At 65.0% G+C, this 20,711-nt stretch carries 22 protein-coding genes; 9 read left to right on the top strand and 13 right to left on the bottom strand.

Going from position 1 to position 20,711, the window contains the following annotated elements:
- Positions 1-583 precede the first annotated feature (583 nt).
- Together ACSSVC_RS25895 and ACSSVC_RS25890 are read left to right on the top strand one after the other, a co-directional pair.
- The gene (locus ACSSVC_RS25895) at positions 584-940 is read left to right on the top strand and encodes a DUF6124 family protein (protein ID WP_492611659.1); all 357 of its coding nucleotides are present in this window, start codon (positions 584-586) and stop codon (positions 938-940) included.
- Positions 941-1,048: 108 nt separating this feature from the next.
- The gene (locus ACSSVC_RS25890; protein ID WP_492611658.1) at positions 1,049-1,861 is read left to right on the top strand and encodes an alpha/beta fold hydrolase; all 813 of its coding nucleotides are present in this window, start codon (positions 1,049-1,051) and stop codon (positions 1,859-1,861) included.
- A 111-nt stretch (positions 1,862-1,972) separates the two neighbouring features.
- Here ACSSVC_RS25890 and dsbG read toward each other — a convergent pair whose 3' ends face one another.
- Genes dsbG through dsbD form a run of 3 tightly spaced genes read right to left on the bottom strand, consistent with a single transcriptional unit; the run spans position 1,973 to position 5,330 of the window.
- Positions 1,973-2,740 carry a thiol:disulfide interchange protein DsbG gene (dsbG, locus tag ACSSVC_RS25885; protein ID WP_210694041.1) on the bottom strand — a complete coding sequence of 256 codons (768 nt, stop codon included), beginning with the start codon at positions 2,738-2,740 and terminating at the stop codon, positions 1,973-1,975.
- Positions 2,716-3,579: a TlpA disulfide reductase family protein gene (locus tag ACSSVC_RS25880; RefSeq protein ID WP_123727123.1), complete on the bottom strand. Its 864-nt coding sequence runs from the start codon at positions 3,577-3,579 to the stop codon at positions 2,716-2,718. The genes dsbG and ACSSVC_RS25880 overlap by 25 nt, the downstream gene beginning before the upstream one ends.
- A complete protein-coding gene (gene dsbD / locus ACSSVC_RS25875; RefSeq protein WP_446439290.1) occupies positions 3,579-5,330 on the bottom strand; it encodes a protein-disulfide reductase DsbD in 1,752 nt (583 codons plus the stop codon). Before dsbD ends, ACSSVC_RS25880 begins: the two co-directional genes overlap by 1 nt.
- A gap of 154 nt (positions 5,331-5,484) precedes the next feature.
- Between dsbD and ACSSVC_RS25870 the strand changes: the two genes are divergently transcribed.
- The 4 genes from ACSSVC_RS25870 (at position 5,485) to ACSSVC_RS25855 (ending at position 9,442) form a co-directional block, all read left to right on the top strand.
- Positions 5,485-6,162 carry a response regulator gene (locus ACSSVC_RS25870; protein ID WP_041119327.1) on the top strand — a complete coding sequence of 226 codons (678 nt, stop codon included), beginning with the start codon at positions 5,485-5,487 and terminating at the stop codon, positions 6,160-6,162.
- Complete coding sequence (locus ACSSVC_RS25865; protein WP_346632112.1) at positions 6,163-7,488, top strand: sensor histidine kinase; 1,326 nt, start codon at positions 6,163-6,165, stop codon at positions 7,486-7,488. It abuts the gene before it with no gap.
- Positions 7,489-7,722: 234 nt separating this feature from the next.
- Positions 7,723-9,135 (top strand): aspartate aminotransferase family protein, encoded by a 1,413-nt coding sequence (locus ACSSVC_RS25860; protein ID WP_404937413.1) that lies wholly within the window; start codon positions 7,723-7,725, stop codon positions 9,133-9,135.
- Between the two features lie 82 nt (positions 9,136-9,217).
- Entirely contained in the window at positions 9,218-9,442 is a 225-nt protein-coding gene (locus ACSSVC_RS25855; protein ID WP_011062453.1) for an MbtH family protein, read from the top strand.
- Positions 9,443-9,530: 88 nt separating this feature from the next.
- On the opposite strand, the gene ACSSVC_RS25850 is transcribed toward ACSSVC_RS25855, so the two are convergent.
- From ACSSVC_RS25850 to ACSSVC_RS25805, 10 genes are all read right to left on the bottom strand, one after another.
- Positions 9,531-10,358 carry a class I SAM-dependent methyltransferase gene (locus tag ACSSVC_RS25850; RefSeq protein WP_346632110.1) on the bottom strand — a complete coding sequence of 276 codons (828 nt, stop codon included), beginning with the start codon at positions 10,356-10,358 and terminating at the stop codon, positions 9,531-9,533.
- 122 nt (positions 10,359-10,480) lie between these two features.
- Positions 10,481-11,470, bottom strand: coding sequence for a metal ABC transporter solute-binding protein, Zn/Mn family (locus ACSSVC_RS25845; protein WP_346632109.1), 990 nt, complete (start codon positions 11,468-11,470; stop codon positions 10,481-10,483).
- A complete protein-coding gene (locus ACSSVC_RS25840; RefSeq protein ID WP_011062450.1) occupies positions 11,471-12,370 on the bottom strand; it encodes a metal ABC transporter permease in 900 nt (299 codons plus the stop codon).
- Positions 12,370-13,113: a metal ABC transporter ATP-binding protein gene (locus tag ACSSVC_RS25835; RefSeq protein WP_325985070.1), complete on the bottom strand. Its 744-nt coding sequence runs from the start codon at positions 13,111-13,113 to the stop codon at positions 12,370-12,372. The genes ACSSVC_RS25840 and ACSSVC_RS25835 overlap by 1 nt, the downstream gene beginning before the upstream one ends.
- Positions 13,110-14,039, bottom strand: coding sequence for a metal ABC transporter substrate-binding protein (locus ACSSVC_RS25830; protein WP_346632107.1), 930 nt, complete (start codon positions 14,037-14,039; stop codon positions 13,110-13,112). The genes ACSSVC_RS25835 and ACSSVC_RS25830 overlap by 4 nt, the downstream gene beginning before the upstream one ends.
- Positions 14,040-14,073: 34 nt before the next feature.
- Entirely contained in the window at positions 14,074-14,646 is a 573-nt protein-coding gene (locus tag ACSSVC_RS25825) for a DUF6162 family protein (RefSeq protein WP_346632106.1), read from the bottom strand.
- On the bottom strand, positions 14,643-14,981 hold the full coding sequence (locus tag ACSSVC_RS25820; protein ID WP_346632105.1) for a hypothetical protein: 339 nt from the start codon (positions 14,979-14,981) through the stop codon (positions 14,643-14,645). The genes ACSSVC_RS25825 and ACSSVC_RS25820 overlap by 4 nt, the downstream gene beginning before the upstream one ends.
- Complete coding sequence (locus ACSSVC_RS25815) at positions 14,981-15,520, bottom strand: PA2404 family protein (protein WP_404937409.1); 540 nt, start codon at positions 15,518-15,520, stop codon at positions 14,981-14,983. The genes ACSSVC_RS25820 and ACSSVC_RS25815 overlap by 1 nt, the downstream gene beginning before the upstream one ends.
- Positions 15,517-16,740: a PepSY-associated TM helix domain-containing protein gene (locus ACSSVC_RS25810; RefSeq protein ID WP_346632103.1), complete on the bottom strand. Its 1,224-nt coding sequence runs from the start codon at positions 16,738-16,740 to the stop codon at positions 15,517-15,519. The genes ACSSVC_RS25815 and ACSSVC_RS25810 overlap by 4 nt, the downstream gene beginning before the upstream one ends.
- A 368-nt stretch (positions 16,741-17,108) precedes the next feature.
- Positions 17,109-17,576, bottom strand: a complete 468-nt coding sequence (locus ACSSVC_RS25805) for a VOC family protein (protein ID WP_346632102.1) — start codon at positions 17,574-17,576, stop codon at positions 17,109-17,111.
- Positions 17,577-17,859: 283 nt separating this feature from the next.
- Here ACSSVC_RS25805 and ACSSVC_RS25800 point away from each other — a divergent pair, with 283 nt between their 5' ends.
- From ACSSVC_RS25800 to ACSSVC_RS25790, 3 genes are all read left to right on the top strand, one after another.
- Entirely contained in the window at positions 17,860-19,083 is a 1,224-nt protein-coding gene (locus ACSSVC_RS25800) for an SfnB family sulfur acquisition oxidoreductase (RefSeq protein ID WP_492611657.1), read from the top strand.
- Between the two features lie 4 nt (positions 19,084-19,087).
- Positions 19,088-19,753, top strand: a complete 666-nt coding sequence (locus ACSSVC_RS25795; RefSeq protein WP_346632100.1) for a methionine ABC transporter permease — start codon at positions 19,088-19,090, stop codon at positions 19,751-19,753.
- A gap of 84 nt (positions 19,754-19,837) precedes the next feature.
- Entirely contained in the window at positions 19,838-20,608 is a 771-nt protein-coding gene (locus tag ACSSVC_RS25790) for a MetQ/NlpA family ABC transporter substrate-binding protein (protein ID WP_346632099.1), read from the top strand.
- Positions 20,609-20,711 lie beyond the last annotated feature (103 nt).

The raw sequence follows: 20,711 nt of genomic DNA, 5'->3' as shown, positions 1-20,711 counted from the left end.
GCCTGAAGGACGCCTTCGCCGGCAAGCCGGCTCCTACGGGTGTAGATACGTGTGATGGGTGGGGATACGTGTTGTAGGAGCTGGCTTGCCAGCGAAGAGGCCCGCAAGCCATGCGCCAGCCTGAAGGACGCCTTCGCCGGCAAGCCGGCTCCTACGGGCGGGGATACGTGTTGTAGGAGCTGGCTTGCCAGCGAAGAGGCCCGAAAGCCATGCGCCAGCCTGAAGGACGCCTTCGCCGGCAAGCCGGCTGGAAGGTCGCTGGGATGGCGTTTAGTCGCTTTCTTTTGTAAGGCATTTCCGAGAAACTGCGGGCCGCTTGAATGCGTCGGGTGGGCGGGCTAGGGTTCCGGAGCCATCGCCCAATCGATGGCTCGGATGTGCAAGTCCGACCGTTACCAGACGCATAAGCGCTCAGTCATGCCTGAGCGATTTCATGTTCGCCGTGTTATGGCGGCCGTGCGCGGGAGATCTTCGGATCTGCCGGGGTTCTGGTAACTCGGTCTTGCACACCCGCGTACGGCTGCCACCTTATTCGTGTGCAAGCGAACGGTGTCAGCTCCTTGTCATTACCAGGAGTTTGACCATGAAAAAGCTCGTCCCCGATCCCCCCACGTCCTATCGCGATCCCGCCCTCAAGGCCGCCAACGCCACCCTGCGCGTGGCCCTGGCCCGGCAACCGCTGGACTCCGCGCTGTTCCAGCTCACGACCCAAGCCAAACCCGTTTCCCCCGACTCGCTGTTCAGCGTGCGCGAAGGCGTTAGCGCCGAAGAGGCCTTGGTGCACGTGGCGTTGTTGCTCAAATGCGCCGAAGAGGTCTGCGATGAAATCACCCAGCAGGGCAGCGGCCTGGAGCGCGGGCTAATCTGGTCCATGGTGCATTCGGTGGAGATGGCCCGCGCGGTGGTGGAGGCCTTGCTCGACGGCCAGCGCGGGCCGTGAATCCGGGCATTTCCTGATACGTTTTTGTCGCCCCGGTCCGATTGACTGAGCCTGGTTCACGGCACAGTCTGTCGGACCTTTTTCGTCATTCCCTACAGGAGCTAGCCGATGCCTTTCGTGACCATCGATGGACAACCGTTGCACTACCTTGACCAGGGCCAGGGGCCGGTGGTGTTCCTGGCCGGCAGTTATTTGTGGGACACGAGCATGTGGGCGCCGCAGATCGAGGCGTTGTCGGCACAGTACCGGGTGATTGCCGTGGACCTGTGGGGTCATGGCCAGTCCGGGCCGTTGCCGGCAGGCACCGTGTCGCTGGACGATGTGGCACGGCAGATGTTGGCCTTGCTCGATCATTTGCAGATCGAACGGGTGACCCTGGTGGGCTTGTCGGTGGGCGGCATGTGGGGCGCGCGTCTGGCCCTGGCGGCGCCGCAGCGCATCGACGGGTTGGTGCTGATGGACACTTACCTGGGCGCCGAGCCGGAGCCGACCCGGCAGTATTACTTTTCCCTGTTCCAGCAGATCGAGGACAGCGGCCTGATCGCCGAAGCGCTGCTGGATATCGTGGTGCCGATCTTCTTCCGTCCGGGTATCGATCGGCAGTCGGCGCTGTTCCAGGATTTTCGCGCCAGCCTCGCGGCGCTGCCCGCCGAGGGCCTGCGCCAGAGCGTGATTCCCATGGGGCGCATTACCTTCAGCCGGGCGGATGTGCTGGATCAGTTGGCGCATTTGGATGCGCGCAACACCTTGCTGCTGTGCGGCGACCAGGACCAGCCGCGGCCGCCGGCGGAAACCATCGAGATGGCCGAACGCATCGGCTGCCCTTACCAGCTGGTTCCCGAGGCCGGGCATATTTCCAGCTTGGAGAACCCGGAATTCGTGACCCGGGCCTTGTTGGGGTTTTTACAGCGCAATGGTTGAAGCGCGATTTTTCCGTCGTAGGAGCTGGCTTGCCAGCGAAGGGGCCCGCAAGCCAGGCGTCCGTCGCAAGGACGCCTTCGCCGGCAAGCCGGCTCCTACAGGGGCGGGGATTTATTTCGGGCCGAGGATCTGGGTCAGCTTGCCCGGGGCCGGGGCGCCCTGCTGCTGTTGCAGCTCACCCTTGTCGTCGAGGTAGAAGATCGCCGGGGTCGCCGACAGCTCTAGCTCTTCCATCAGTTTCATGTTGGCGTCGAGTTTGGCCTGGACCGCTGCAGGAATACTGGCCAGGGGTTTCAGGGCGCTGCCCTTGCCGGCCTTTTCATGATCCTGCAGGGCCTGTTGCGGGTCTTTGGCGGCCAGCAGGGCGGCGGATTTGCCCGGGCTGTCTTCGCGGATGATGCCCACCATGATATGCCGCAGCTGCACTTTGCCGGCCTTGACCCAGGGCCGTGCCTGTTCCCAGAACATATTGCAGTAGGGGCAGTTGGGGTCGCTGAACAGGTAGACGATGCGCGGTGCATCGGCCTTGCCGTCGGCGATCCAGTTGCTCTTGTCCAGGTTGCCCCAGACCTCCTTGGCCATCGGCGCGTAGACCAGTTTCTGCAAGGGTTCGGCGCTCAGGTCCTTGCCGTCGGCGTCGTACAGGTTGCCCAGCAGCACGTGCTTGCCGTCAGGGGTGAGGTACAGGGTCATGCCGCGGTTCTGGTACTGCGCGGCGTAGCCCTTGAGGCCGTCCGGCGCATCGAAGCTGCCGATGATCTTGGCGCCTTTTTCCTCGATCTTGCGGATCGGTGCAGGCAGTTCTTCGGCCTGCAGCAGCGGCACGTTGAGCAACGCTGCGCCCAAAGACAGGCTCAGCAGGTGGCGGATGAAGGGCATGGCGGTTTCCTTGATGGGGCGACCGGAGTCGGGTGTATGCCGTCGAAATTTTCCAGGGCCCGGGCCAGGCTGGCCTCGGACAACTCTCCCAGGTGGCTGCCCAGCAGGCGGCCGTCGGCGCTGTAGAACAGCGTAGTCGGCAAGGCCATGGAACCCACGGCCTGGCCCAGGCGGCCACCGCCGTCGAACAGGACGTTGTCCAGGTTCAGTTCCTGGGTGGCGAGGAAGGTGGCCACGCTTTGCATGCTTTCGCCCTGGTTGACGAACAGGAAGGTCAGGTCCGGGCGTTGCTGCTGGGCTTTTTCCAGCACTGGCATCTCTCGCCGGCACGGCGGGCACCAGGTGGCCCAGAGATTGATCACCAAGGGCCCGCCCTGGTAGTCGGTGAGTTGCACGTGGTCGCCGGTGGCATTGTGCAGGGCCACTTCGGGCAGGCGCGTGCCCTGGTCGTAGAGGGTCAGGGACAGGGTCGCCAGCAGCCAGAAGGCCAGGCCGCTGCCGACTCCGGCGCCCAGGGGGCGACGCAGTGCCGGGCGTTTCCAGCCCCAGGCCAGGGCCGCCAAGAGCATGAGGATGACCCCGGGCCACGCCAGGAAGCCGCCGTCGCGCAGGTCGATGATCATCCACAGGTCGTGGCGGTAGTGCTTCCAGTAGGCGATGACGAAGCTGATCCGCGCCGCCAGCATGCCCAGCAGGAACAGCGAAAACAGCACCGACTCAGGGTTGTCACCGCCGCGCTTGGCCACCCGCCAGCCCACCAGGGTGGCCAGGGCCAGGGCACTGATCAGCAGCAGGTGGTTGAGGGCAATGGCAAAGGTGCCGATGGTAAAGGTCAGCATCAACGGGCTTCCCGAGTCTGGGTCCAGCGTTGCAGGAAGGTGCTGGCATCCACTTCGCCGGTGATGCGCTGGCTGCGGCGCTCGCTGCCGTCCGGGCCGATCCACAGCATGCTCGGTGGCCCCGGCACTTTGTAGCGGCTCAGGAGTTCGCGGCCGTCGGCGTTGTCCAGGGTGACGTCCAGGCGCAGCAGGCGCACGTCCTTCAGGGCATCCAGGACCTGGGGCTGGCCGAACACGGTTTTCTCCATGATCTTGCAGGACACGCACCAGTCGGCGTAGTAGTCCAACAGCACCCACTGGCCCTGGGCCTGAGCATTGTCCAGGGCGCTTTGCAGCTCGGCCGGGGACTTCACGGTGGTAAAGGCATCATGGGCAGTGACGCTGCTGGCCACACCGCCACCGCTGTAGACCTTCAGTGGCCGCCACAGCTCGTCGCTGCCACCGGCGGCGCCCACCAGCAGCATGCTGCCCCAGACCCCGAACAGTACCGAGCTGGCACCGAAGGCGTGCACCAGCCGCCCGGCGATGGCCCGCTGTTGCCAGGCGCAGTAGGCGAGTACCAGGGCCAGGGCGCCCCACAAACCTATCCACAGGCTGGCGCCCAGTACCGGGCGCAGCATGTAGATGGCGGTGCCCAGGAACAGGAAGCCGAACACGCCCTTGAGCAGGTTCATCCACGGCCCCGGCTTGGGCAGGAAGCGGTTGCCCACGGTCACCAGCAACAGCAGGGGCAGGCCGATGCCCAGGCCCAGGGCGAACAGCGCCAGGCCGCCAAACAGGGCATTGCCGGTCTGGGCGATGTACAGCAGGCCACCGGCCAGGGGCGCGGTCATGCACGGGCCCACCAGCAGCGCAGACAGCGCGCCGAGAGCGCCACAGCCGATCAGGCTGCCGCCCTGGCGCTGGCGACTGGCACCTTCCAGGCGGTCACGCAGGGCCACGGGCAACTGCAATTCAAAGAAGCCGAACATCGGCAGCGACAGCAGGACGAACAGGGCGGCGAAACTGCCCAGCACCCAGGGTTGTTGCAGCCAGGCCTGCAGGTTGCTGCCCAGCAGGGCGGCGATCACCCCCATGCCGGCATACACCAGGGCCATGCACAGCACGTAGCTTGAGGCCAGGGCCAAGCCGCGGCGCGGGCTGGCGCCGCTGCCGACGACCATGCCGGCGAGAATCGGCAACATCGGCAGCGAACAGGGGGCGAAGGCCAGCAGCAGGCCGAAGCCGAAGAAGGCCAGCAGGCCCAGGCCCCAGGATTTCTGTTGCAGCTCATTGGCCAGCAACTGGTCCTGGGCCGAGCCGCCGCTGGTTGTCGCAGAGTTGGCGGCAGCGACTGTGGGCGCACCGCCCAGGTCCACTTCCAGGGTTTGCGGCGGGTAGCACAGGCCGGCGTCGGCACAGCCCTGCCAGCCCAGCTTGATCTTGCCGCTGGCGGCGGCGGGCAATTTTACTTCCAGGCCTTGGCGATACACCGTCTGTTCGCCGAAGAATTCGTCGCTGTGGTCTTCACCCGCCGGCAAGGTCGGTTGCTGCTCGGGCGGCAGGCCGTCGAACTTCAGGCGCTTCTGGTACAGGTAGTAGCCGTCGGCGATCTGCCAGAACAATTGGGTTTCCCCGGAAGGCAGGCGTTCGGAGGTGAACACGAAGGCCTTGCCCACCGGCAGGAAGTCGGGCTTGACCTCGAACGGGTTGTTGCCGGCTTGCGCCAGGGTGGTGAACAGCATGAACAGCAAAATGAACAATCGACGCATGGCCAAGCCTTAAACCGGTGCAAGTAGCGAGCACAATGGCGGGTCCTGATTAACCGATGATTAACCCTGCCTGGCTTGTGGCCAGTGGGCGGCAGGCATAATGTCCGCTTAATCCGCAGCCTGCTTAATCAACGCCTTTGTTACAGGACCGACCATGCACGTACTTGTCTGTGAAGATGATGAGCTGATTGCCAGCGGGATAGTCGCCGGCCTCACGGCCCAGGGCCTGACGGTCGAGCATGTGGCTACCGCTTCTGCGGCGCGGGCCATGCTCGGCGTGGCCGATTTCGACGTGATGGTACTGGACTTGGGCCTGCCGGATGAAGATGGTTTGAAGTTGCTCAAGCAACAGCGCCAGCAGGGCCTGGAGATTCCGGTGCTGATTCTCACCGCCCGGGACTCGGTGACCGACCGGGTCGACGGCCTGCAGGCCGGGGCCGACGACTACCTGCTCAAGCCGTTCGACCTGCGGGAACTGGCGGCGCGCCTGCACACCCTGTTGCGCCGGGTGGCGGGGCGCAGCGTCAACCTCATTGAACACGGACGCCTGACTTACGACCCCAGCACCCGGGAAACCCTGCTGGGCGGCCAGCCGGTGGACTTGTCCCGGCGTGAGCAATCCCTGCTCCAGGCGCTGCTGCACAACCGCGGCCGGGTGCTCTCCAGCGAGCAGCTCAAGGACAGCGTCTATGGCTTCAACGATGAGCTGGAGAGCAACGCGCTGAATGTGCACATCCACCACCTGCGCCGCAAACTCGGCAACGGTATCGTCGAAACCGTGCGTGGCCTGGGCTATCGCCTGGGCCCGGCGGATGGCGAGGAGAATCCGTAAGTGAGGAGCCTGCGCCTGCGCCTGAGCATGACCCTCGGCGCCGCCTTCATCCTGATCTGGGCCCTGGCGGCGGCCTGGATGCTCAGTGATCTGCGCAATCAGATGATGTTCTCCCTGGACCAGCGCCTGGTGGCCTCGGCGCGCATGGTGGCCGGCCTGCTGGAACAGATGCCGACGCTGCCGTCCCACGCCCCGGGCAATCAGATCAATAGTGCGGCCCTGACCATTCCCGGGGGCATGGCCTGCCAGGTCAGTTCCTTGCGTGGGCAGATCCTGGCCCGCAGCCACAGCACTCCGGAACACACCCTGGAAGCCGAGAAGCTGGGCTTTCATGACCAGATGATCGACGGTGCGCCCTGGCGCACCTTCACCCTGGTGCGCGGTGACTTGCGCATCACCACCGCCGACCGTCAGGTGGAACGCGAGGCCCTGAACATGTCGGTGCTGCTCGCCGCTTCGGTGCCGGTGGGCGTGGCCTTGCTCGGCTGCCTGTGGCTGCTGTGGCTGGGCATCGGCCAGAGCCTGGCACCACTGAACCGGATCCGCGACGCCCTGATGCGCCGCAGCGCCGATTCCCTGGAGCCGCTGCAGATCCAGCCCATGCCCAGTGAGCTGCGGCCGTTGCTGGAAACCCAGAACCAGCTGTTCCAGCGCATCGCCAAGACCATCGAACGCGAGCGCCGGCTGACCGGTGACGCAGCCCACGAGCTGCGCAGCCCGTTGACCGCAATCAAGACTCACCTGCAAGTAGCGCGCATGACCGAAGGTGCGGCCCGTGACCAGTCCCTGGCCCGAGCCGAAGAAGGGGCCGACCGCATGCACCGGACCCTGGAGCAACTGCTGTTGCTGGCCCGAGTCGAGGGCAGCCTGTCGTTCGATGACGGTGTGCACTGCAACGCCGAGCAGGTGGCGCGCCTGGCGATCCAGGATGCTGCCGTGGGCGCCCGCGCCCGGGTCAAGGTGCACCTGGGGGACAACGCTGCCGAGGCCCCGGTGGAAATGCCCTCGACCTTGGCCATTGCCGCTTTGCGCAACCTGCTGGACAACGCCCTGCGGCATACGCCGCAAGAGTGCCCGGTGGAGTTGAATCTGGAGATTGTCGCCGGTCGCCTGCGCTTCCAGGTGCGTGACCATGGCTCGGGCATCCCCGCAGAAAACCTGCAGCACCTGACGCAGCGCTTCTGGCGTGACAGCCAGAGCAGCGGTTGCGGCCTGGGCCTGGCGATTGTCCAGGCCATTGTCCAGCGTTGCGGTTGCGAGCTGCACTTCGACAGCCGCCCCGACGGCCTGCGCGTCGAACTGACCCTGCCTGCCCACCGCGCCTGACCCATCACCGTCCACTGTAGGAGCTGGCTTGCCAGCGAAGGGGCCCGAAAGATCGCCTTCGCCAGCAAGCTGGCTCCTACGGGGCGGCATGTGCAATTTCCTCGCCCCGGGGTGTAAATCCCGACCGCGCTGATGCGTTTTTAGAACAGGAAAACCTGTCAGTGCGCACCCTGCTTCGGCTGCGCATCCGGCCGGTGGCCGTTTTGCTCAAATTGCAGCGTGAGGGTTCGAGACATGTCAGCCGTTACCAGCCTTATGGAAGATTCGCCGGTGGGCCTTGGCGCCACCCCGGCAGAGACGCTTTACCAGTTCGACGAATCGCCCCTGCTGGCCCGTCAAAGTCGCCAGGAATCCAATGCCCGCAGCTATCCGCGACGCATCCCCCTGGCCCTCAAGCGGGCCAGCGGCATCCACGTCGAGGACGTCGAGGGCCGGCGTTTCATCGATTGCCTGGCCGGTGCCGGGACCCTGGCCCTGGGCCACAATCACCCGGTGGTGATCGCCGCGATCCAGCAGGTGCTGGCCGATGAGTTGCCGCTGTTGACCCTGGACCTGACCACCCCGGTCAAGGATCAGTTCGTCCAGGACCTGTTCGGCCTGTTGCCCGAGGCCCTGGCCGCCGAGGCCAAGATCCAGTTCTGCGGCCCCACCGGCACCGATGCCGTGGAAGCCGCGCTGAAACTGGTGCGCACCGCCACCGGACGCAGCACCGTGCTGTCGTTCCAGGGCGGTTACCACGGCATGAGCCAGGGCGCGCTGAGCCTGATGGGCAGCCTGGGGCCCAAGCGTCCGCTGGCGGGACTCTTGAACAACGGCGTGCAGTTTTTGCCCTTTCCCTATGACTACCGCTGTCCGTTCGGTCTGGGCGGCGCCGAGGGGGTCAAGGTCAACCTGCATTACCTGGAAAACCTGCTGAGCGACCCGGAAGCGGGAGTGGCCCTGCCGGCGGCGGTCATCGTCGAGGCCGTGCAGGGCGAGGGCGGGGTGATCCCGGCGGACCTGGAATGGCTGCGGGGTGTGCGTCGCATCACCGAGAAGGCGGGGGTGGCGCTGATCGTCGATGAAATCCAGAGCGGCTTCGGTCGCACCGGCAAGATGTTCGCCTTCGAGCACGCCGGGATCATTCCCGATGTGGTGGTGATGTCCAAGGCCATCGGCGGCAGCCTGCCGCTGGCGGTGATGGTCTATCGCGACTGGCTCGACACCTGGCAGCCGGGGGCTCACGCCGGCACCTTCCGCGGCAATCAGATGGCCATGGCCACCGGTTCCGCGGTGATGCGCTACCTCAAGGAGCACCGACTGCCCGAGCACGCGGCGGCCATGGGCGAGCGCTTGCGCGAGCACTTGCTGATCCTGCAACGCGACTACCCGCAGTTGGGGGATATCCGTGGCCGTGGTCTGATGCTCGGCGTGGAACTGGTGGACCCAGCCGGCGCGCCGGACGCCCAGGGCCATCCGCCACAGCATTCGCGCCTGGCTCCCCTGGTACAGCGTGAATGCCTCAAGCGCGGCCTGATCCTTGAACTGGGCGGGCGCCATGGCAGCGTGGTGCGCTTCCTGCCGCCGCTGATCATCAGCGCGGCGCAGATCGATCAGGTGGCGGGGATCTTCAGCAAGGCGGTGGCGGCGGCAGTGGCCAGCCTCTAATTTTTCGCAGCCCTGATTCGTTCCTTCTACACAACTGTCACGCCCGCGGCGCGGCACACCTTATTAGCGATGGAGACAAGCAATGACTTCAGTATTCGACCGTGAGGACATCCTGTTCCAGGTGGTGGTCAACCACGAAGAGCAATACTCGATCTGGCCCGACTACAAGGCCGTGCCCCAAGGCTGGCGCACTGTGGGCAAGAGCGGTTTCAAGAAGGACTGCCTGGCCTACATCGAGGAAGTCTGGACCGACATGCGTCCGCTGAGCCTGCGCCAGAAGATGGACCAGCAGGCTGTGGCCGGCTGATCTTCGGCACGGGCTCTGTAGCCGCTGCTCCAAACGCAAAAAAGCCCGCTGAACCCTTGAGGTCAGCGGGCTTTTTCATGCCCGGCGATCAGGCCGCGGGCTTGATGGCCTGCAAGGTGTAGCTCAAGGGCAGGCGCCATGGCGCGTCCTTGAGCCGCCATTCGCCGCGTTCATCAACGATCATCTGCCCGGGGAGGGCTTCCCAGGGGATGCTCTGGTGCTCCACCAGACCGGTGATCTGCAAGCCCTGGCCCAACAGGGCGCTGATGATTTCGCCCATGCCGTGATTCCACTCGTGGGTCACCGTGGCCTTGAGGCTGCTGTCGGTTTCCACGTAGGTGGCGTCATCGTCCCAGACCAGCGGCTCGCTGCGTTCGAAGTAGGGAAACGCCACTTGCAGCGAGTCGCTGTGACCCTCGTCCAGGGCCCAGAGCATTGGATGCCCCTCGCGGATAAACAGCCGGCCACCGGGCTTGAGCAGGGCGCCGACGGTGTGCGCCCAGCGCTCGATGCTGGGCAGCCAGCACAGGGCGCCGATGCCGGTGTAGACCAGATCGAACTCGCCGCGGGGCAGGACTTCGGCGGCCGCGAACACGTCCGACTCGTGGTAGTCGATGGCGGTGTTGCAGCGCTGGGCCAGGGTCCGGGCTTCAGCCAGGGAGGCCGAGGAAAAATCCAACCCGCTCATCCGCGCGCCGAGGCGCGCCAGGGACAGGGTATCGGTGCCGATATGGCATTGCAGGTGCACGCCGCGCAGGCCCTGGATGTTGCCCAGCAGGGGGCGGTCGAACTGCACGACATCGGAGAGAAACTGCGGGTCGTCGACAAAGCGCTGCACTGCGTAATCCGCCGAGGCGGCGTGCAAGGGCGCGCGTTCGTCCCAATTGGTCTTGTTGAGTTTCAGGTATTCGCTCATGGCGTGGATTTCCTGTCTGGGCATTTTTGCGAAGCGCAGACTAGCACCGGGAAAGGACGACAATCTTGAGGGAATATGTAAGCGCCGCCGCCGAACCGGCGGCAGCGGCGACAGGGGTAGGCTCAGCTTTTCGGGGCCAGGGCCTGGGTGACTTTCTGCAGGTTGCCTTCCAGTTCGCCGAGTGGGTCGGCGCTGTCGGTTTCCAGCACCAGCAACTGGCTGCCGCCGGCGCTGACCGCGGCTTTCAGGGCATCGGACGGCTGGCGATGGTGCAGGACAATGGCCACATCATTGTCCTTGAGCCGGGCTTGCAGCTTCTGCAGCGCTTCGGGCGTCCATTCGTTGTCGGCGCGGGCGTCGACTTCCACCAGCTCCAGGTTCAGGCCGCTGACCAGATAGCCAAAGTGCTCGGAGAGGCTCAGCACGCTGAGGTTGTCGGCCTCGGCCAGGCGCGCTTCGCTGTCGGCGCTGAGTTTGAGCAGGCGTTGTTTCAGCCCCGCCAGGTTGTTCTCGATCTGTGGCTTGGCTTCGGGGGCCAGGCGTGCGAGGTCGGCGGCGAGCACATCCGCCATGCGTCCCAGGTTGTTGCTGGACAGCCAGGGCTGAGCGTTGAGCCCGTCGCTCTTGCCCGGTTGCAGGGCCACCCCGGGCAGGGCGCCGTCCACTGGGCGGGCGGCATCGATCTCGACGATACGGATGTTGCTGCGCCGGGCGTTGGGGTACAGCGGGTCGTCCGGCCAGATCGAACGCAGGCCGATCACCGCGTCGGCGTTCAGCGCCAGTTGGGTCAGGGCCGGGGCGCCGCGTCCGGTGAAGTAGGCGGTCTGCCGCGAGCCCGGCAGGTTGGCCGGGGCCGCCCGTTCCAGCTGGACGCGGGTGCCTTGCAGCAGGATCTGCCCCAGGCCGAAGGTCACCGGCAGGGAGGCCAGCACCGTCAGCGGTTTTTCCGAGGTGGCGCTGTGCAGCGCGGTATTGCCCATGCCGTGGCTGGCGACCACGCGCATCGGCTCGAAGTGGTCGCGCTCGGCCAGGGCCGGGGTGCTGATCAGGCCGCCGAGGACCAGGGCCAGGCTCAGCTGACGCAATGACAAGTGACGCAATGAACTGTGCATTTATCCGATATTCCCTTTCAGGCTGGGGACAGTGCCACGGGCGATGGCGGCCAGGGCGAAGGCGACACCGGCCACCAGGATGATTGCCGCGCCGGAGGGCACCGGCAGGTCGAAGACGATCGGCAGCAGGATGCCGCACAAGGTGCTGACGGTGGCGATGCTCACCGAGATCCAGAAGAAGCCCTTGAGGGACTGGCTGAGCAAGCGGGCGGCAGCGGCCGGAATCACCAGCAGCGCGCCCACCAGGATGGCGCCGATGACCTTGACCGCGGCCACGGTGATCAGGGTCACCAGGATCACGAACAGGTAGTCCAGGGTCTTGACGGCGACGCCGCGCACGGCCGCCAGCTGCGGGTTGAAGCTGGCCAGCATGATGCGGTTGTACAGCGGCAGGCTCAGGCCCAGCACCAGGGCGCCGACGATCAACAGCACCAAGAGGTCGTTGCCGTTGACCGTGAGCACCGAGCCGAACAGCACGTTTTCCAGAATGTGCACGTTGATCTTGCCGGCCAGGATCAGCAGCAGGCTGGCGCCCAGGGCCAGGGACACCGAGAGGAAGACCCCAATCAGGGTGTCCGGGGCCAGCCCGGTGCGGTTGCGCAGGTAGTTGAGGAGGATGCCGAACAGCAGGCAGTAGCCGAACAGGCTGCCGTAGGGACCGGTGTAGGGCTCGCCCAGGAGAATGCCGATGGCCACCCCGGTGAGGGCAGCGTGGCCTACCGCTTCGGAGAAGAAGGCGAAGCGCTTGACCACCACCAAGGTGCCCAGGCCACCGAGCACCGGCCCGATCAGCAGGCCGGCCAGCAGTGCATTGACCACGAACCCGTAGGCCAGGGCTTCGGGCAGGTAGCCGGCCGAAGCCCAGCCCTGGACCATCAGGCGAAAAGCTTCATAGGTCATCAGGCAGCACTCCCGGCGGTTCGTGGATGAGTGGAGAACAGGCTGAGCAGGCGCTCCGGGGTCAGGGTCTGCTGCGCCGGGCCGTCGAACAGCACCCGGCGATTGAGGCCGGTGACCCGGTCTGCCAGACGGCCCACGGCTTCCAGGTCGTGCTCGATCCACAGCAGGGTGATGCCGCTCTGGCGCCAATCGTGGAGCAGGCGTTCGAAGACCTGGATCCCGGCCTCGTCCAGGGCCGACATCGGTTCGTCCAGTACCAGCAGTTGCGGGGCCGGGATCAGACCCTGGGCCAGCAGCACGCGCTGGCGTTCGCCGCCGGACAGAGCACCCATGCGCCGTTTGCGCTTGTCTTGCATGCCGACCCGTTCCAGGGCCTCGCCTATGGCCTGGGCGTAATGTCGGCTGAGGCCGAGAAAGGCCGGGCGGCGCTGGCACATGGCAGCCATGAAATCGTCCACGGTCATCGGCAGGCCACGGTCGAACTCCAGGGCCTGGGGCACGTAGCCGATGGTGCCGGGCGCATCCGGCCATTGCAGGCGCAATTGGCCCTGGTGCGGCATCTGCCCCAGCAGGGTCTTGATCAGCGAACTCTTGCCGCCGCCGTTGGGGCCCACCAGTGCGTGCACGCTGCCGGGCTGCACCTGGAAGGTCACGCGGTCGAGGATGGTGGTGTTGCCCAGGGTCAGGCTGACCTGATCGAACTCGATGGCCGGGCCCCGCAGCAGGGTCTCGATGGCGGTCATGCCCCGGCCTCCTGGATGGCCCGGACCACGGTGTCGAGGTTGCCTTTCATTTCCTTCTCGTATTTCTCGGCGCTGTAGTCGCCGTAGGAAATGTGCGACAGCGGGTAGAGCTTGACCCCGGATTCGCGCTGGATGGTCTCGACGTAGGTGGAGGGGAAGTCCATCTCCGAGAAGATCACCTTGACGTCCAGTTCCCGCAGTTGGTCGATGGTCTTTTTCAGCTGACTGGGGCTGGGCTCGATGCCGTGGGCCGGTTCCACCACCGCGGTGACTTGCAGGCCGAACTCGCGCAGCAGGTAGTCGTAGGCTGCGTGCACCGTGGCCACCCGCAGGTCGGCATTGGGTGCCTGGGTCAGCTTGGCCAGGGCATCGGCGCGCATCTGCCGCAGGCGCTTGCCATAGGCACGGGCGTTCTGGGTGTAGGTCTTGGCGTTGGCCGGGTCCATCTTGCCCAGCTCCCGGGCGATGTTGTTGACCTGGGCGATGGAGGCGCTGATGGACAGGAAGGTGTGCGGGTTGACCACTTTGCCGGCGCCCCGGGCGGCGACGCCGGTGGCGGCCAGCAGCGGCACGTTTTCGTTGGCTTCGATCACCGGGATGTCCGGGCGCTCGCTGGCGGCGATCATGCGGTCGGCGAAGTCATCGTGGCCCACGCCGTTGAGCACGATCACGTCCAGGGTGCCGATGCGCTTGATGTCCTCGGCCCGGGGTTCGTAGGCGTGGGGGTTGAAGCCGGCGGGAATCAGCGGCACCACTTCGGCCTTGTCGCCGACGATATTGGCCACGTAGCTGTAGTAGGGGTGCAGGGTGATGCCAATGCGCAGGCGCTTGGCCGGGTCGGCGCTGACCAGGGGGCTGAGCACCAGGGCCAGCAGGCTGACCAGCAGCACCCGCAGGAAGGGGCGGCGTTGCGATGAAATAGGCATGGGCTTGCAGTCTTCTCTCGGGGAGTACGTGGATTCAGTGGCGATGCTGGCGAGTCACCCCGGCATCGAATTGCGCGACCACCTGTTGCCAGCCGGCGGCGGCCAGCTGCGAGTCGCTGAGATCGACAGGCACGGTGACGGACGGGGCACGATTGAGCCAGATATCCACCTTGGCCTGATCCTCGGTATCCAGGCGCATCAGAAAGGAACCGGCCACTTGCGGGTTCTGGCTCAGGCCCAGGTAGGCCCGATCCTGCAATTGCCAAGCATGGCCACCACGGCTCACCGAGCTGGCGTCCTGGGCGAAGGGGGCGAAGCCTTCCTCGGCCAGTTGCTCCGGGCTCGGCAGCGTCTGGCTTTCGGCCAGCAGCAGGTGGATTTCATCGAGGGTCACCCGCAGGTCGGCGTAGATGCCTTGTTCACCAGCGCTCAGGTCGCGGCGGGCGTCCAGTTGGTGGCTGGCGACGCTGGCGGTTTCGACTTTTTCGCCGCGCCACAGCACCACCGTGGCGGCCACACTCAGGATCAGCGCGCACAACAACAGCACATAGAGGGTTTCGTGGCCGGCGCCGGCGGGGCGCACGACCTGGGTGGTGGCTGGGTTCATGGGGCCTCGATATCCGCTTGGTCGATCTCGACCACGTGGCCGGGGCCCGCATCGAAGAGCACGTAAAACTCGCTGGCGGGCTTCTTGAAGGTCAGGGTCGAATCGGCCCCCAGCTTGCCCGGCACCAGAATGCTTTCGTCGTAGCCGATCACGTCCAGGGTCACCCCCGGTGCGCCGCTGCCATCGGAAAAGCCACCGGTGCAGCGGATCTGCTCGGCGTCGATAGCCTTGCACTCGCACATCGGGTTGTGGGCCAGGGCGCTATGGCTGAAGGCGGCGCCCAGCAGCAACAGGGCAGCGCCGCCGAGGCGCCGGGTGGATACTGCGCGAATCATCATTTGCCTCCTTGTTTTTCGAGCCAGGCCACGGTGGCGGGTGAAGCCTGGCTCAGGGGAATGGATGCCTGGTGCATGCTGCCGTCCCAGCCTTCCATGGTGATCCACAGCTCAGCGTCGGCTTTGGTCTTTTCCGGAATCGGCAGGCTGGCCCCCATGCGATACGGGCTGCCGAAGAAGATCACTCCGGCGGCCCGCAGGCTGCGGGGTTTGCCGATGCGCAGGTAGGTAGCCTTGACCGGCTCGATGCAGGCCTGGCACAGGGCGGCGTTGAAGCTTTTCAGGTAGCCGGCGGGGCCATCGCTGCGGGGAGCTTCGTTGCGCATCTCGGCCAGGCGCAGGCTCCAGGGGCCAACCTGGACTTCGCCGATTTCTCGTTCCCCCAGGCCGCTTTCACCCCGAAACAATGCGACGTCGGCGAAGTACTTGGGCATGAAGCCCAGGGGGATCAGCAACAGCAGGATGTTCAGGTGAAAGCGCCATTTGTGCCAAAGCCGGCTCAGCAACGAAGGCGCGGTTGCGCTGTGGGTCTGGCTCACGAGTGGCTCTCCGAAGTTTCGATGCTCATGGCCGGGGTGGGCGTCGGCACGGGTTTGCTGGCGGGACGAGCACGAGCGGCCTTCTCCTCACGCTTGAGGGCGTTGGCGGTGGCCAGGGCGGTACGCTTGGTCCAGATCAACAGGCCGCTGAGGACCATCATGCTCAGCACCAGGCCGAAGAAGAACCAGATCAGCTTGACCCAGATCCCGCCAAAATCACCGGTGTGCAGCGGGCGCATGGACTCGGTGACGAACTCCAGGGTGTTGCGGTCGCTCAGCAGGTGCGAGGTGTCCAGGGAGCCGGTGTAGGGGTTGATGTTGGCGGTCTGGTACATCAGCGGGTACCAGCCACGACCGCCCACGTACAGGTGGCTGTAGGCATTGCTTGGCAGGCTGACGAAGCTGATGTCGAAGCCGGGGATCTTCTGGGTGGCGATGCCGATGGCCTGGTCCAGGCCGATCATCGGTGCCGGGCTGCCGTCAGTGGTGGCCGGCACCTGCTCGCGGGCGATGACCGGGACAATGGGTTGGCTGGAAATGCTGACGTGGTTGTCGGCGAGAACGGCCTCGATCAGGAACCAGGTGCCGGTGATCGAGATCACCGTGATAAACCAGATGGACCAGATACCGCTCAGGCGGTGGAAGTCGCCCCAGAAGATCCGTGCCCCATGGCGCAGGCGCAAGGTCGGCTTGAGAAAGCCCTTCCAGAACTTCTTGTAGACCACCAGTCCGGTGATCAACGAAATCAGCATCGGCAGGCCCAGGAACGATACCAGGTACCAGCCCCAGCTATAGCCGTTGGTGAAGGGCACCAGCCACCAGCCATGCAGGGCCCGGGTGAAGCCCTGGAAGTCGAACTCTGGGCTGGTGCCCTGGATCACCCCGGTGTAGGGGTTGACGTACAGCGTCGGGGAGCGGCCGTCCGGGTAGCTGACGCTGACACTCAGGGCGAAATGGCTTTCGTCCGGGGTCACGATGGTATCGATGCGGGTGCTGGGTTCGGCCTGCTTGATGGCCGCCACGATCTGATCGTAATTGAGCGGCTGCGCATCATCGCTGGGTTTGCTGGCTCGGATATCCGGATTGGCCAGCCACACGATCTCCTGGCTGACCACCGCCAGGGTGCCGGTGACACAGACGATCAGCACAAAGAACCAGATGGGCAGGGCCAGCCAGCTGTGCACCAGAAACCAGATTTTTGAACGGGACTTCTTCGACATGGAGTGGGCGTCTTGATTCGAGGAATGGAGCGGCACTGGAACCCTGGGCCGGGCCTGGCACAAAGGTGCCGGGCATAGCCTTGGCCAACGCGGCCTGCTGCATCTAATTAAGACGAATGAGAATCGTAAATCCTGAAAGGCGATATGAAAGTAAATGTTACGAAGCCCGGGAAACCCCATGAAAATGGGATTTTTCCTGGGCTTTCGGTTTGTGCATCAGGGGCGGCTGGCCGGTGTAGGAACTGGCTTGCCAGCGAAGGGGACCGTGAGATCGCCTTAGCCGGCAAGCCGGCTCCTACAAGAGGGGGGCCGTGAGAGGGGCTTTGCCGGCAAGCCGGTTCCTACGGTGTGTTGGGCCTCAGGGCGGGTCAATGGGGCTGTTGCTGGAACATTTCCTGCGCCCGTCGGCTGATTTCCTCGGTACTCAGGTCTTCCTTGCGGCTGGCCAGAAACCAGACATGCCCGAACGGGTCTCGCAGGCTGGCGCTGCGATCGCCATAGAACTGGTCCTTGAGCGCCGACACTTCGCTGCCGCCGGCGGCCAATGCCCGGGCGAAGCTGCTATCGACATCTTCCACGTACAGATGCAACCCAACCGAGGTCTTGTGGGTGTCCGGGCTGTCCATCGGGGTTTCTTCGCAGGGGCTGCCGAGCATGATGGCCGAGCCGCCGATGCGCAGTTCGGCATGGCCGACGCTGCCGTCGGGCATGTCCAGGCGCATGGTTTCCACCGCGCCGAAGGCCTGCTTGTAGAACTCGATGGCCTCGGCGGCGCGCTTGATGCCCAAGTAGGGAGTGACGCCGTTGAAGCCTTCGGGAATGGGTTTGACGCTCATCTGGGTTTCTCCTTGATGTTGTTTTTGGAAACGGGTCCGTCGCCGGATCGAGCAGCTTTCACTCTATACCCGGGAACCTTAGGTACCGGTGTGGGCCGACGAGGTGTCGTCCAGGCAACAGCGATTCACTGTTGGCCCACCAACAGCCCTCCAGCAATTTGTCTGGCGGCCCACTGGGCAACCGCCAGGAACGGCCTGTAAATCCTTGAATTCACAGGCCTGATCTTTCGGCACAGAAGCTGCAATGACGGGGTGGAACCTTCATTCGCCCCGAGAGCGCTGTATGTCTTCATTGCCTGAATCTGCCTTTTATCCCCTGCATACCCCGGCTGCCCATGTGATCCGCGATGGCGCCGAAGCGTTGGTCGTGGCCCGGCGCGTGGCGGCGGTCCTGCTGGAGCAGGACGCCGAGCGCGACCGCACTCGTGAGGTGCCCTCGCAGCTGGTCGACCTCTATTCCAACAGTGGCCTGTGGGGCATCAGCGTGCCCCGGGAATATGGCGGGGCCCAGGTGTCCTACGCGGTGCTGGCAGAAGTGATCGCCATCATCTCCGCCGCCGATCCGTCCCTGGGGCAGATCCCGCAGAACCACTACTGCCTGCTGGAAGACATCCGCCTGCAAGGCACTCCGGAGCAGCAGACGCATTTTTTCGCCCTGGCCCTGCAAGGCCACCGTTTTGCCAATGCGCTGTCGGAAACCGGCGGCAAGAACGTTCAGGACATTCAGGCCAGCATCCGTCGTTCAGGTGACGGTTATGTGATCAACGGCCGCAAGGGTTATTGCACCGGTTCGCTGTACGCTCACTGGCTGGCGGTGCTGGCTCTGGACGAGCAGGGCCGCGGGCAACTGGCCTTCGTGCCCCGGGGCAGCGAGGGACTGGCGGTGATCGATGACTGGGACAGCATCGGCCAGCGCACCACGTCCAGCGGCACGGTGCTGGCGCAAAACCTGCAGGTGCCGGCCTTCAACCTGTTCCCCACCTATCGCTCCTATGAAAGCCCGACCCTGGCCGGGCCCTTCGCCCAGCTGACCACGGCGGCCATCGACGCCGGCATCGCCCGGGCGGCGCTGCGGGACACCATCGCCTTTGTTCGTCAGCACGCCCGGCCGTGGATCGACGCCGGGGTGGAAAAGGCCAGTGAAGATCCATTGACCATCATCCAGGTGGGGGCCCTGGATATCCGCCTGGAGGCCGCCGAAGCCCTGCTGGAACGGGCCGGCCTGGCCCTGGACGCGGCGCGTCCGGCACCCGATGAAGACAGTGTTGCCCGGGCTTCCCTGGCGGTGGCCAAGGCCAAGGTGCTGACCACCGAGATCGCCATCGAGGCCAGCAACAAGCTGTTCGAGTTGGGCGGCACCCGCTCGACCCTCAAACGCCACAACTTCGACCGCCACTGGCGCAATGCCCGGGTACACACCCTGCACGACCCGGTGCGTTGGAAGTACCACGTGGTGGGCAACTGGCTGCTCAACGACATCAAGCCACCGCGCCACGACTGGTCCTGACGCCATGGCCGAGTGGTTCAAGAACATCTACTGGGCCGATATCGCCCAGGCCTGTCTCGACACCCTGAGCATGCTCGGTGCGGCCCTGGGCTTTACCGTGCTGCTGGGGCTGCCGCTGGGGGTGCTGTTGTTTCTCACCGGCAAGCGCCAGTTGCATGAAGCCCAGGGCGTTTATCGAGTGCTGTCGGTGCTGGTCAACGTGCTGCGCTCGTTGCCCTTCATCATCCTGCTGATCGTGCTGATTCCCCTGACCACCTTGCTGGTGGGCACTTCCCTCGGGGTGCCCGGCACCATCCCGCCGCTGGTGGTGGGCTGCACGCCGTTCTTTGCCCGGCTGGTGGAAACCGCCCTGCGGGAAGTGGACCGCGGGGTGGTGGAGGCGACCCAGGCCATGGGCGGCAGCACCTGGCAGATCATCCGCCACACGTTGTTGCCGGAAGCCCGAGGCGGCCTGCTGGCAGCGGTCACGGTGACCGCCATCGTGCTGGTGGACTACACCGCCATGGCCGGAGTGATCGGCGGTGGCGGGCTGGGGGACCTGGCGATTCGCTACGGCTACCAGCGTTTCCAGACCGACGTGATGCTGGTCACCGTGGTCCTGTTGCTGGTGCTGGTGCAGGCCCTGCAAATGACCGGCGACCGCCTGGTGGCGCGTTACAGCCGACGCTGAATCAAACCCTTGAAAAACACCCACAACACCCGGCCCACGTGCGCCTCACGACGGCTGTCAGTCATCTGCCTTAGGAGCAACTCCATGAAAAAGACCCTGGCCGTATTGGCCGCTGTGCTGTCCTTGAGCGTTCATGCCAACGAGAAACTGCTGGTGGGCGCCACCCCGGTGCCTCACGCCGAGATCCTCGAATTCATCAAGCCTGAGTTGGCCAGGGAGGGCGTGGACCTGGACATCAAGGTCTTCACCGACTTCATCCAGCCCAACCAGCAATTGGCGTTGAAGAACCTCGACGCCAACTACTACCAGTACCGGCCGTTCCTCGATGACTTCAACAAGACCCGGCACACCGACCTGGTGCCGGTGGTGGGGGTGCACATCGAGCCTTTCGGTGCCTATTCCACCCGGATCAAGAGCATCGCCGAACTCAAGGACGGTGCCACGGTGTCGATTCCCAACGATCCGGTGAACACCGGTCGTGCCCTGGTGCTGCTGCATGAGGCGGGGCTGATCAAGCTCAAGGACCCGAGCAACACCCTGGCCACCCCGCGTGACATCGTCGACAACCCCAAGCACCTGAAGATCCGTGAACTGGAAGGCGCCTTGCTGGCCCGCTCGGTGAGCCAGGTGGACCTGGCGTTCGTGTTCGCCAACTACGCCCTGGAAGCCGGGATCGACACCAACAGCGCCTTGATCGTGGAGAAGGGCAAAGACCTGTACATCGAATTTCTGGTGGCCCGCCCGGACAACCTCAACGACCCGCGGATTCAGAAACTGGCCAAGGCACTGAACTCCGACGCAGTACGCCAATTCATCCTGACCCGCTACAAAGGCCAGATCGCCCCCGGCTTCTGACCGCCGCCCGATCCCCGGTTCCCACGGGGAGGCGAATTGTAGGAGCTGGCTTGCCAGCGAAGAGGCCCGTGAGATTGCCTTCGTCGGCAAGCCGGTCCCCACA

Source organism: Pseudomonas sp. E1BtOHC1 (assembly GCF_058744285.1).
This window is presented reverse-complemented; position numbering and strand designations above follow the sequence as displayed.

Excerpts from the sequence above, each read along its gene's own strand:
- ACSSVC_RS25895 (WP_492611659.1), top strand. The coding sequence starts at position 584 with ATGAAAAAGCTCGTCCCCGATCCCCCCACGTCCTATCGCGATCCCGCC.
- ACSSVC_RS25890 (WP_492611658.1), top strand. The coding sequence starts at position 1,049 with ATGCCTTTCGTGACCATCGATGGACAACCGTTGCACTACCTTGACCAG.
- dsbG (WP_210694041.1), bottom strand. The coding sequence starts at position 2,740 with ATGCCCTTCATCCGCCACCTGCTGAGCCTGTCTTTGGGCGCAGCGTTG.
- ACSSVC_RS25880 (WP_123727123.1), bottom strand. The coding sequence starts at position 3,579 with ATGCTGACCTTTACCATCGGCACCTTTGCCATTGCCCTCAACCACCTG.
- dsbD (WP_446439290.1), bottom strand. The coding sequence starts at position 5,330 with ATGCGTCGATTGTTCATTTTGCTGTTCATGCTGTTCACCACCCTGGCG.
- ACSSVC_RS25870 (WP_041119327.1), top strand. The coding sequence starts at position 5,485 with ATGCACGTACTTGTCTGTGAAGATGATGAGCTGATTGCCAGCGGGATA.
- ACSSVC_RS25860 (WP_404937413.1), top strand. The coding sequence starts at position 7,723 with ATGTCAGCCGTTACCAGCCTTATGGAAGATTCGCCGGTGGGCCTTGGC.
- ACSSVC_RS25855 (WP_011062453.1), top strand. The coding sequence starts at position 9,218 with ATGACTTCAGTATTCGACCGTGAGGACATCCTGTTCCAGGTGGTGGTC.
- ACSSVC_RS25850 (WP_346632110.1), bottom strand. The coding sequence starts at position 10,358 with ATGAGCGAATACCTGAAACTCAACAAGACCAATTGGGACGAACGCGCG.
- ACSSVC_RS25845 (WP_346632109.1), bottom strand. The coding sequence starts at position 11,470 with ATGCACAGTTCATTGCGTCACTTGTCATTGCGTCAGCTGAGCCTGGCC.
- ACSSVC_RS25840 (WP_011062450.1), bottom strand. The coding sequence starts at position 12,370 with ATGACCTATGAAGCTTTTCGCCTGATGGTCCAGGGCTGGGCTTCGGCC.
- ACSSVC_RS25835 (WP_325985070.1), bottom strand. The coding sequence starts at position 13,113 with ATGACCGCCATCGAGACCCTGCTGCGGGGCCCGGCCATCGAGTTCGAT.
- ACSSVC_RS25830 (WP_346632107.1), bottom strand. The coding sequence starts at position 14,039 with ATGCCTATTTCATCGCAACGCCGCCCCTTCCTGCGGGTGCTGCTGGTC.
- ACSSVC_RS25825 (WP_346632106.1), bottom strand. The coding sequence starts at position 14,646 with ATGAACCCAGCCACCACCCAGGTCGTGCGCCCCGCCGGCGCCGGCCAC.
- ACSSVC_RS25820 (WP_346632105.1), bottom strand. The coding sequence starts at position 14,981 with ATGATTCGCGCAGTATCCACCCGGCGCCTCGGCGGCGCTGCCCTGTTG.
- ACSSVC_RS25810 (WP_346632103.1), bottom strand. The coding sequence starts at position 16,740 with ATGTCGAAGAAGTCCCGTTCAAAAATCTGGTTTCTGGTGCACAGCTGG.
- ACSSVC_RS25805 (WP_346632102.1), bottom strand. The coding sequence starts at position 17,576 with ATGAGCGTCAAACCCATTCCCGAAGGCTTCAACGGCGTCACTCCCTAC.
- ACSSVC_RS25800 (WP_492611657.1), top strand. The coding sequence starts at position 17,860 with ATGTCTTCATTGCCTGAATCTGCCTTTTATCCCCTGCATACCCCGGCT.
- ACSSVC_RS25795 (WP_346632100.1), top strand. The coding sequence starts at position 19,088 with ATGGCCGAGTGGTTCAAGAACATCTACTGGGCCGATATCGCCCAGGCC.
- ACSSVC_RS25790 (WP_346632099.1), top strand. The coding sequence starts at position 19,838 with ATGAAAAAGACCCTGGCCGTATTGGCCGCTGTGCTGTCCTTGAGCGTT.